This window comes from Sphingopyxis indica (genome assembly GCF_032879645.1).
GTDB lineage: Bacteria > Pseudomonadota > Alphaproteobacteria > Sphingomonadales > Sphingomonadaceae > Sphingopyxis > Sphingopyxis indica.
This window is the reverse complement of record NZ_CP076394.1, coordinates 2,881,812-2,891,038: the sequence shown is the minus strand read 5'-3', so window position 1 is coordinate 2,891,038 and position 9,227 is coordinate 2,881,812. Positions and strand designations below refer to the sequence as shown.

Sequence of the window (9,227 nt, the reverse complement as noted above, 5' to 3'; positions counted from 1 at the left end):
CGCCCCTCGGGGCTCGCCCGCCGTTCGGACGGACGAGCCCCGGACGGGCCGTCCGGGGCCGGGCGGTCAGAACTTGCCCCGCACCCCGAAGTAGAACTGGCGGCCGTTGTCGTAAATGGCCCGCGGCCGCGCCGTCGTTCCCGAATATTGCTCGATCTTCTCGTTGGTCAGGTTCACCGCATCGGCGAAGAGCGATACATTTTCGGTGATATGGACACTGAGCGAGGCGTCGAGCGACGAGGTCGCCTTTTGGTTGAGCGGCGAGGCGCGGTCGATGTCTATGAAGAATTTCGACCGGTAATTATACGACAGGCGGGCCGAGAAAAGGTCGCTTTCATAATAGCCCGTCAGGTTCAGCGCATGTTTCGAATTGCCCGGGATCGGGTCGCCATCTTCCGACTTGGCGTCCGAATAGGTGTAGTTGACGAGCGCCCCGAAGCCGCCCCACAGCGGCCGCGACACCTGCAACTCGATGCCCTTGTTGGTGCCGCCGCTGCCGTTCGAGCGCCGGTTCACGTCGAAGACGCAGTCGTACAGATTGGGATTGCTCCCGCCCGACGGCGTGCAGCGCGACAGATTGGGCGTCGCGGTTTCGACCGGGAAGGTCTCCTGGATCGTCCGGTTGACGATATAGGACTGGATATCCTTGTAATAGAGCGCCGCCGCGACGATCGTATCGCGTTCGGGATACCATTCGAGCGACAGGTCATATTGATTGGCGCGGAAGGGATTCACGAAGGGGTCGCCGCCGCTCGCGGTCAGCGCCCCGGGGTTCAGGCTGACCCGCGGCACGATGTCGGTATAGTCCGGACGCGCGACCACGCGGCCCGCGGCGAAACGCAGCTTCACCGCGTCGGTGAGGTCGTAACTGAGGTTCACGCTGGGCAGGAAATCAGTGTACGACCGGTCGATCGTGACCGGCAGATAGACGCCGAACGCATTGTCGTCGACCGTGCCCGGTCCGGGCGGCACGCCGAGGATATTGCCCGACGAACGCTGGTCGGTGCGCACGATGCGGAGGCCGAAATTGCCGCTCCAGCGGTCGCCGCCGAGCTTGGCCATGACGTAGCCGCCATAGGTTTTTTCGTTGATCGTGAAATTTTCGGGCGGGTTCAGGATTCGCGCGCGCACCGATTCGGGCTGGCTGAAGAAGATCTGTTCGAGCTTTTTGCGGTCGATGTTGAAATAGCTCGTGAGCGTTCCCGGAGAAGCGATGTTCTTGAGGAAGTCGGAGGGCAGCGACCCGCCCGCAAAGTCCGACGACAGGCAGGGGCCGCCGCAGCCTTCGGCAGCGAGCGGCAGGAAAAAGCCGCCATAGGTCGTTGCGAGGAAGCCCGTTTCGCGGTCGTGGTCGGTATATTTCACCCCGACCTTGATCGCCTGGAGCGGGCCGAGGTCGAGCGCATGTTCGTAATCGAGATAGACATATTTTTCTTCGTCGTCGTTCGTGATCTGGTGCAGCGAGGCGAAGTCGAAGATGAGGTCGTCGGGATTGTCGGGGTCGATGCCGGTGAAGCTGACCTGCGGCGCGCGGCCGGTGAGGTCATAGGTGAAGCCGCCCGGCGCGCCGCCCTCGTAAAAAGGTTGCGAGGTCGTGTCGCCGCTCGCCTTGGTCCAGCCCGCCTTGAAGTGGAGCGTCGATCCGTCGGTGGGATGCCAGTTGAGGTCAAAGTCCGCCGAGGCGGTCTTCGCCTTGGCGAAACGGTCGATCGCGTCATAGACGACCGCGCGCCCGCCCGGGGTCGAGGTGACCGTCCCCTTCACATAGGTGTTGTCCTCGACGGTCGTGTCGGTCAGCGTCCCGCCGCCGCCGAGCGCGTTCGCGGTCCAGGCGAGGTAGTTCTGGTTGAAATTGTCGGCATTGAACACCGCATAGAGGCCGGTGACGTTGATCTCGACCGCATCCGACGGATTGACCTGGATGCCGATATTGCCGCCATAGCGCTCGCGGTCCTGCTGAAACAGCGCCGATCCGATCAGCGACGGCGCCAGCGGCGAATCGGCCGCGGCGCCCGGAACGGTCTGATACCCGAGCACTTCGACGCCGTCGCGGCGGATCTCGCGGCGTTGATAGACGCCGCCGATCAGGATGCCGAAGGTCTCGGCGTCGTTCTTCCAGCTGACGAGGCCCGAAAACTGCGGATTGGTCTTGTCCGACCGGTCCGAATAGACGAGCTGCGCCGATCCGCTGACCGTGAAGCTCGGCAGGTCGAGCGGGTTGCGCGTGTTGACGTTGATCGTGCCGCCGACGCCGCCCTCCTCGATATCGGCCTGTGGGCTCTTGTATACTTCGATCTTGCCGACGATCTCCGACGGCAGCGTCAGATAGTTGAAGCTGCGCGTCGAAGCGAGCTGGTCGAGGATGAACCAGTCGGCGGTCGCGATCGCATGGCCGTTGACGGTGGTGCGCGTGAGGTTCGGCGCCGTGCCGCGCAGCGAGACGCGCTCGCCTTCGCCATATTCGCGGTTGATCACGATGCCGGGGACGCGCTGCAGCGCTTCGGCGACGTTGCGGTCGGGGAATTTGCCGATGTCCTCGGCGGTGATCACGTCGGCAATCACCGACAGGTCGCGCTTGGCGTCGATCGACTGCGCGATCGAGGCGCGATAGCCGGTGACGACGATTTCCTGGCCGTCTCCGGTCGGGGCGCTGTCCTGTGCGGCAGCGGGCGAGATGCAGGCGATATAGGCGATGGCGCTTGCGGTGGCCAAAAGCGGCTTCGATCCAGACATGCGAGTCCCCCTCTATGTAATGGTCCTAATTTGGTAACATAGAGAAAATACCAATATCAACCAAAAAATCGTATCCGTCGCCAATTAGCGAGATTTTCCAAGATTTATAGGACATTTTGTGAATTTTTCTTGCGTTGCGTCGAAAATTGGTGTTGAATTGGTCTATCAAATCGGAGTGAGGGCACGCGTTCCATGGTCATCGCAGGCGACGAATCCAAACCGGCCGACACCGAGCCGGCCGGGCTGCGCTATCAGCAACTCGGCAACATGCTGCGCGCGAGTATCGCGAACCATGAATTCGCGCCCGGCGGCGCGATTCCGCCCGAGCGTATGCTCGCCGAGCGCTATGGTGTGTCGCGCGTCACGGTGCGCCGCGCGGTCGACGAACTGGTGAGCGAAGGCCTGCTCGTGCGGCGGCACGGGGCCGGAACCTTCGTGGTCGACCGCGTCGAAAAGCAGTTCGCGAAGCTCAGCTCCTTTTCCGAAGACATGATTTCGCGCGGCCGCGTGCCGTCGAGCCGCTGGCTCGACAGGATCGAAAGTTTCGTCACCCCCGACGAATCGCTGTCCCTCGGGCTCAGCCCCGGGTCGCGTATCTATCGCTTCGCGCGCCTGCGCTGTGCCGACGGTATCGCGATGGCAATCGAGCGATCGACGATTGCAAGCTATGCGCTCACCGACCCCGATGCGGTCGTCGATTCGCTTTATGCGGCGCTCGACAAGACGGGGCATCGGCCGGTGCGCGCGCTGCAAAAGCTGCGCGCGATTCTGGTCGACGCCGAATCGGCGGCGATCATGGATATCGAGCCGGGGGCGCCGGGCTTGCTGATCGAACGCCGCGGCTTCCTTGCCGACGGCCGGATCGTCGAGATGACCGAGAGCCTCTATCGCGGCGACGCCTATGATTTCATCGCCGAGCTGGTGGAGGGATGAACGTGGCGACATCCGCCGAGCGCACATTGATGTTTCAGGAAGCCGCCAGCGCGGGCGACGCCGTCGAGCGGCAATTTGGCTGCGCGCAAGGCGTCATCATCGACATTTTGCGGTCGCTCGCCGCCGATCCGCCGTCGATGGTCGTCACCTGCGCCCGCGGTAGTTCGGATCATGCCGCGACCTTCGCCAAATATGCCTTCGAGCGACAGCTGGGATGGGTCACGGCGTCCGCAGCCCCGTCGATCAGTTCAATCTATCAAGCACCGTTGAAGCTCGGCGGCAGCCTGTTCCTCGCAATCTCGCAGTCGGGCAAGAGCCCTGACCTGCTCGAAGCCGTCGAGCGCGCGTCGCGTCAGGGCGCGCGAACGTTGGCGCTGGTCAATGCACCCGATACGCCGCTGTCGAAAATCGCCGACTGGACGTTGCCGCTCTGCGCAGGACCGGAGAACAGCGTCGCGGCGACGAAGAGTTATATTGCCTCGCTCGCCGCGATCGCCCGTATCGTCGGCTCGCTCGAGCGAAACGACGGCGGGATTGCGCCCGATCTCGCTGCTCTGCCCGGCTTGCTGCGTGCCGCCTGGCGGCTCGACTGGTCGCCGATGGTCGCCGCGTTCAACGAGAGTCAGGGCCTGTTCGTGCTCGGTCGCGGGCCGGGCCTCGCCATCGCGCAGGAGGCGGCGCTGAAATTCAAGGAAACCTGCGGCATTCATGCCGAAGCGTTCAGCACCGCCGAGGTCCGGCACGGCCCGATGGCGCTTGCCGCGACGGGGTTGCCGATGCTGATTTTCCGCCAGGACGATGAATCGGCATCGGGCGTCGATGCGTTGATAAAGGAGTTGCTGGCCATCGGCGCGAAGCTGCTGGTTGCGGGCCCCGGCCCCTGCGGGGGTGCGATCAACCTGCCCGTCGTCGATGCTCCGGCCGCGCTGCAACCGATGCTGCAAATCCAGTCCTTCTACAAGGCGATCAGCAGCCTCGCGATTTCGCGGGGGCATGATCCGGACCGCCCGCCCTTGCTGCGCAAAGTGACGGAAACCGTCTGATGCGCTTTGCCATTTCGAACGGTCCCGTCCTTGCCGATGGCCGGATGCTCGACGGGCGCGCTGTCGTCATTGCAGACGGGCGGATCGAGGCCATCGTCCCGGTGGCCGATCTCGATGCCGCGATCGACACGGTCGATCTGGCGGGCGCGATGCTGGTGCCCGGCCTCATCGACGTGCAGGTCAATGGCGGCGGCGGCGCCTTGTTCAACGACGATCCGTCGGTGGAAACATTGCGAAGGATCGCCGCCGCCCATCACCGTTTCGGAACGACAGCCCTGATGCCCACGCTGATCAGCGACAGCATCCCCAAGATTCGCGAGGCGGTGCAGGCGGTCGATGCCGCGATCGCGGCGGGCGTCCCGGGCATTGCGGGCATCCACATCGAGGGGCCCTTTCTGAATGTGGACCGCAAGGGGACGCACGACCCCAAGGCGATCCGCAAGCTCGACGACGAAGGCTTTGCGGCGATCACCGGGCTGCGCCGGGGCAGGACGCTGGTGACATTGGCGCCCGAGGTGACCGATGAAAAGCGGATCGGCCAGCTCCGGCAATGCGGCGTCGTCGTCTCCGCCGGCCATACCGACGCGACCTTCGCCCAAATGGAGCGGGCCTTTGCTGCCGGGGTTACCGGGGTGACCCATCTGTTCAATGCCATGTCGCAAATCACGCCGCGCGAGCCGGGCGTGGTGGGGGCGGCATTGGCCGATCCGCAATGCTGGTGCGGGATCATCGTCGATGGCTTTCACGTCGATCCGGTCGCGCTGCGCCTGGCGATCAAGGCCAAGGGCGGCCTCGATCGCTTCCTTCTGGTATCGGACGCGATGCCGCCGGTCGGGCACGACCGGAAGGAGTTCGAACTCAACGGCGAAACCATATTCGCGTCCGGCGGCGTTTGCCGGCGGGCCGACGGTACGCTCGCGGGCGCCGATCTGGAGATGGCATCGGCGGTCCGCAACGCCTCCGCGCTCCTGGATCTGACGATCGACGATGCGATCCGCCTGGCGACGCGAAATCCGGCGCGATTTATCGGACTGGAGGCCGAAATGGGGAGCATCGCGCCAGGGCTTCGAGCCAATCTGGCAGCGCTTGACGAGGAAGGCAGGGTTCGGCGGACCTGGATCGACGGCAGGATGGTCTTCGGTGACGCCCGCTGAGAGATCTTGATTCACCGGTGCGCGGCTTTCAAGTTCGAAGGCGGTATCCCACGGCCAGTTCGTTGACGATCAGCTTCGGTCGTGACGGGTCCGCTTCGAGCTTCTGGCGCAACCCGCGTATCGCGATCCGCAGATATTCGACGCGATCGGATTGTGCGGGCCCCCATACCGATTTCAACAGCTGCGTGTGGCTCAGCACGCGGTCCGGACGGCGCGCAAGCTCGGCAAGCACCGAATATTCCTTCGGCGTCAGATGGACCTCCTCCCCGTCGCGCAAAACCCGGCGGTGATCGAGGTCGATGCGCAGCGCCCCGACGTCGACCACGCCTGTCTCTTCGTCCCTCGTGGCGCGTTGATGGCGCAGCGCGGTCCGGATCCGCGCGAGCAACTCGTCGGTGTCGAACGGCTTGGTGACATAATCGTCGGCGCCAAGGTCGAGCGCGGCGACCTTCTCGGCGCTGTCCTCGCGCGCCGAGACGACGATCAGCGTCGCGGTCGAGCGGCGGCGCACCGGCTCGATCAGCTCGAGCCCGTCGCGATCGGGCAGGCCGAGATCGAGCAGCACGATGTCGGGATGCTCGATGTCGAGCAGGGCGAGTGCCTGCCGCGCGTCGGCCGCCTCGACCACGTCGTGCCCGGCGCGCTGCATCGTCGCCTTCAGCAGCCGCCGGATGTGTACATCGTCCTCGACGATGAGGATTTTCGAAACCTGCGGCATCGCGGCTTTCTACTGCGCCCTGTAGTGCGCGTCGAGCGCATGATTGAGCCCGAGCACATTGACGCGCGGTTCGCCGAGGAAGCCGAGGAACGGGCGCTCGACCGCTTGCTGCACCAGCGAGCGGACGTCGCTTTCCGGCGCGCCGCGCGCCTTTGCGACGCGCGCGACCTGAAAAAAGGCCGCCTCGGGGCTGATATGGGGGTCGAGCCCCGAGGCGGAGGTCGTCACCAGGTCGGGCGGGACAGGGCGGCCCGGTGCCGTTTCGGAAAGGGCCTCGACGTCGGCGGCGACGCGGGCGGCGAGCGCTTGGCTCGCGGGGCCGAGGTTCGATCCCGACGAAGCCGCGGCGTCATAGCCGTCGGCGCCGGCAGCCGAGGGGCGGCCATGGAAATAGGCGTCGCTCGCGAATTTCTGGCCGATCAGTTCCGAGCCGACGATGCGGCTCCCGTCGCGGATCAGGCTGCCGTTCGCCTGGGCGGGAAACAGCGCCTGGCCGACACCGCTCAGCGCGAACGGATAGGCGAGACCGAGCAGTGTCGCGAAGAGCAGGGTGAACATGAGCGCGGGACGGACGGCGGTTTTGAGATCGGAAAGCATCGGCTTGTCCTCAGGCAAGATGAAGGGTGGAGACGGCGAGGTCGATCAGCTTGATGCCGGCAAACGGTGCGACGAGGCCGCCGAGGCCATAGATCGACAGATTGCGCGCGAGCAGCGGCCCGGCGGGCATCGGCCGATAGCGAACGCCCTGGAGCGCGAGCGGAACGAGGCACGGGATGATTAGCGCGTTGAAGATGATCGCCGACAGGATCGCGCTTTGCGGCGTCGCGAGCCCCATGATATTGAGCACCCCAAGCCCCGGATAGAGCGCGACGAAGATGGCGGGGATGATCGCGAAATATTTGGCGACGTCGTTGGCGACCGAAAAGGTGGTCAGCGCGCCGCGCGTCATCAGCAATTGCTTGCCGAGCCCCACGACCTCGATCAGCTTGGTCGGATCGCTGTCGAGGTCGACCATATTGCCCGCCTCGCGCGCCGCCTGCGTCCCCGTGTTCATCGCGACCCCGACGTCGGCCTGCGCGAGTGCGGGCGCGTCGTTGGTTCCGTCGCCGCACATCGCGACGAGCCGGCCTTCACCCTGTTCGCGGCGGATCAGCGCGAGCTTGTCTTCCGGGGTCGCTTCGGCGAGGAAATCGTCGACCCCCGCTTCAGCGGCGATCGCCGCGGCCGTGAGCGGATTGTCGCCGGTGATCATCACCGTGCGGATGCCCATTTTGCGAAGCTCGGCGAAGCGTTCGCGCACCCCCGCCTTGACCACATCCTTCAGGTGGATCGCGCCGAGCAGCCGCCCGTCCTTGATCACCGCGAGCGGGGTGCCGCCCGAGCGGCCGATTTCGTCGGTCATGCGGCGCAATTCCTGCACCGCGGGCGCACTTTCGTCCTGCGGATGCGCCTTCAGCACCGAATCGACCGCGCCCTTGTGGATCGTGACGCCCGCGACGGTGACGCCCGACAGGCGCGTCTGCGCAGAGAAGGGGACGACGTCCGATCCCGCGGGCAGCGCCTCGACCCGGATCGCATAGCGTTCGCGCGCGAGCGCGACGATCGAGCGCCCTTCGGGCGTTTCGTCGGCGAGGCTCGCGAGCAGCGCGGCTTCGGCGAGCGTGTCGACCTCCACGCCGGTCAGCGCGCGAAACTCGCTCGCCTGGCGGTCGCCGATGGTGATCGTGCCGGTCTTGTCGAGCAGCAGCACGTCGACGTCGCCCGCTGCCTCGACCGCGCGGCCCGACTTGGCGAGGACGTTGAAGCGCACGAGCCGGTCCATCCCCGCAATGCCGATCGCCGAGAGCAGCGCGGCGATGGTGGTCGGGATCAGCGTGATGAGCAATGCCGCGAGCAATGCGACGGGGATCGCGCCGCCCGCATAGGAGGCGAAGCTCGGGATCGTCGCGACCGCGATCAGGAAGATGATCGTCAGCCCGACGAGCAGGATCGTCAGCGCGATCTCGTTCGGTGTCTTGCGGCGCTCGGCGCCCTCGACGAGCGCGATCATGCGGTCGAGGAAGCCCTGGCCGGGTTCGGCGGTGACGCGAACCTTGATGCGATCCGAAATGACGCGCGTGCCCGCCGTTACCGCGCTACGGTCGCCTCCGGCCTCGCGGATCACCGACGCGCTTTCGCCGGTGATCGCGGCTTCGTTGACCGAGGCGACACCCTCGATCACCTCGCCGTCGGCGGGAATCAGGTCGTCCGTCTCGACAAGCACGATCTCGCCCTTTTCGAGCTGGCTCGCCGGAACGAGTTCATAGGTGTCGCCGACGCCAAGCATCAGTTTGGCGCGTAACTCGGCCTTGGTCGCGCGCAGCGAGGCCGCCTGCGCGCGCCCGCGGCCTTCGGCCAGCGCTTCGGCAAAGGTGCCGAACAGCACGGTCAACCAGAGCCACAGGACGAGCTGGAGTTGGAAACCCGTCGAAAGGCCGGGCTCGCCGAGCGCGAGGAGCAGGGTGAGGAGCGCGGCGACGCTCGCGGTGACGAACATCACCGGATTGCGGGCCAGTTCGCGCGGCTTGAGCTTGGTCACCGCGTCGCGCATCGCGGGGACGACGAGCGCGGTGCTGAACATCGAGGTTGGTGCGGTCATGACATCAG

The 9,227-nt window shown here is 65.6% G+C and carries 7 protein-coding genes; 3 read left to right on the top strand and 4 right to left on the bottom strand.

Annotated elements, in window-relative coordinates; all coding sequences use genetic code 11:
* Positions 1-66 precede the first annotated feature (66 nt).
* Positions 67-2,733: a TonB-dependent receptor gene (locus KNJ79_RS13685; RefSeq protein ID WP_317151486.1), complete on the bottom strand. Its 2,667-nt coding sequence runs from the start codon at positions 2,731-2,733 to the stop codon at positions 67-69.
* A gap of 192 nt (positions 2,734-2,925) precedes the next feature.
* Here KNJ79_RS13685 and KNJ79_RS13680 point away from each other — a divergent pair, with 192 nt between their 5' ends.
* Genes KNJ79_RS13680 through nagA form a run of 3 tightly spaced genes read left to right on the top strand, consistent with a single transcriptional unit; the run spans position 2,926 to position 5,863 of the window.
* Positions 2,926-3,666 carry a GntR family transcriptional regulator gene (locus tag KNJ79_RS13680; RefSeq protein WP_089214889.1) on the top strand — a complete coding sequence of 247 codons (741 nt, stop codon included), beginning with the start codon at positions 2,926-2,928 and terminating at the stop codon, positions 3,664-3,666.
* Complete coding sequence (locus tag KNJ79_RS13675) at positions 3,663-4,709, top strand: SIS domain-containing protein (protein WP_317151485.1); 1,047 nt, start codon at positions 3,663-3,665, stop codon at positions 4,707-4,709. Before KNJ79_RS13680 ends, KNJ79_RS13675 begins: the two co-directional genes overlap by 4 nt.
* Positions 4,709-5,863 (top strand): N-acetylglucosamine-6-phosphate deacetylase, encoded by a 1,155-nt coding sequence (gene nagA, locus KNJ79_RS13670; protein WP_317151484.1) that lies wholly within the window; start codon positions 4,709-4,711, stop codon positions 5,861-5,863. The genes KNJ79_RS13675 and nagA overlap by 1 nt, the downstream gene beginning before the upstream one ends.
* 28 nt (positions 5,864-5,891) lie before the next feature.
* Here the strand turns inward: nagA and KNJ79_RS13665 are convergent, their stop codons facing one another.
* The 3 genes from KNJ79_RS13665 to kdpB are packed head-to-tail and all read right to left on the bottom strand — an operon-like array spanning position 5,892 to position 9,219.
* Positions 5,892-6,581 (bottom strand): response regulator, encoded by a 690-nt coding sequence (locus tag KNJ79_RS13665; protein WP_089214886.1) that lies wholly within the window; start codon positions 6,579-6,581, stop codon positions 5,892-5,894.
* Positions 6,582-6,590: 9 nt separating this feature from the next.
* On the bottom strand, positions 6,591-7,178 hold the full coding sequence (kdpC, locus tag KNJ79_RS13660) for a potassium-transporting ATPase subunit KdpC (RefSeq protein WP_317151483.1): 588 nt from the start codon (positions 7,176-7,178) through the stop codon (positions 6,591-6,593).
* A gap of 10 nt (positions 7,179-7,188) precedes the next feature.
* Positions 7,189-9,219, bottom strand: coding sequence for a potassium-transporting ATPase subunit KdpB (kdpB, locus tag KNJ79_RS13655; protein WP_317151482.1), 2,031 nt, complete (start codon positions 9,217-9,219; stop codon positions 7,189-7,191).
* Positions 9,220-9,227 lie beyond the last annotated feature (8 nt).

What these genes read in the sequence shown, in the direction of transcription:
- nagA (WP_317151484.1), top strand. Translation starts at nt 4,709, where the DNA reads ATGCGCTTTGCCATTTCGAACGGTCCCGTCCTTGCCGATGGCCGGATG.
- KNJ79_RS13665 (WP_089214886.1), bottom strand. Translation starts at nt 6,581, where the DNA reads ATGCCGCAGGTTTCGAAAATCCTCATCGTCGAGGACGATGTACACATC.
- KNJ79_RS13680 (WP_089214889.1), top strand. Translation starts at nt 2,926, where the DNA reads ATGGTCATCGCAGGCGACGAATCCAAACCGGCCGACACCGAGCCGGCC.
- KNJ79_RS13685 (WP_317151486.1), bottom strand. Translation starts at nt 2,733, where the DNA reads ATGTCTGGATCGAAGCCGCTTTTGGCCACCGCAAGCGCCATCGCCTAT.
- kdpC (WP_317151483.1), bottom strand. Translation starts at nt 7,178, where the DNA reads ATGCTTTCCGATCTCAAAACCGCCGTCCGTCCCGCGCTCATGTTCACC.
- kdpB (WP_317151482.1), bottom strand. Translation starts at nt 9,219, where the DNA reads ATGACCGCACCAACCTCGATGTTCAGCACCGCGCTCGTCGTCCCCGCG.
- KNJ79_RS13675 (WP_317151485.1), top strand. Translation starts at nt 3,663, where the DNA reads ATGAACGTGGCGACATCCGCCGAGCGCACATTGATGTTTCAGGAAGCC.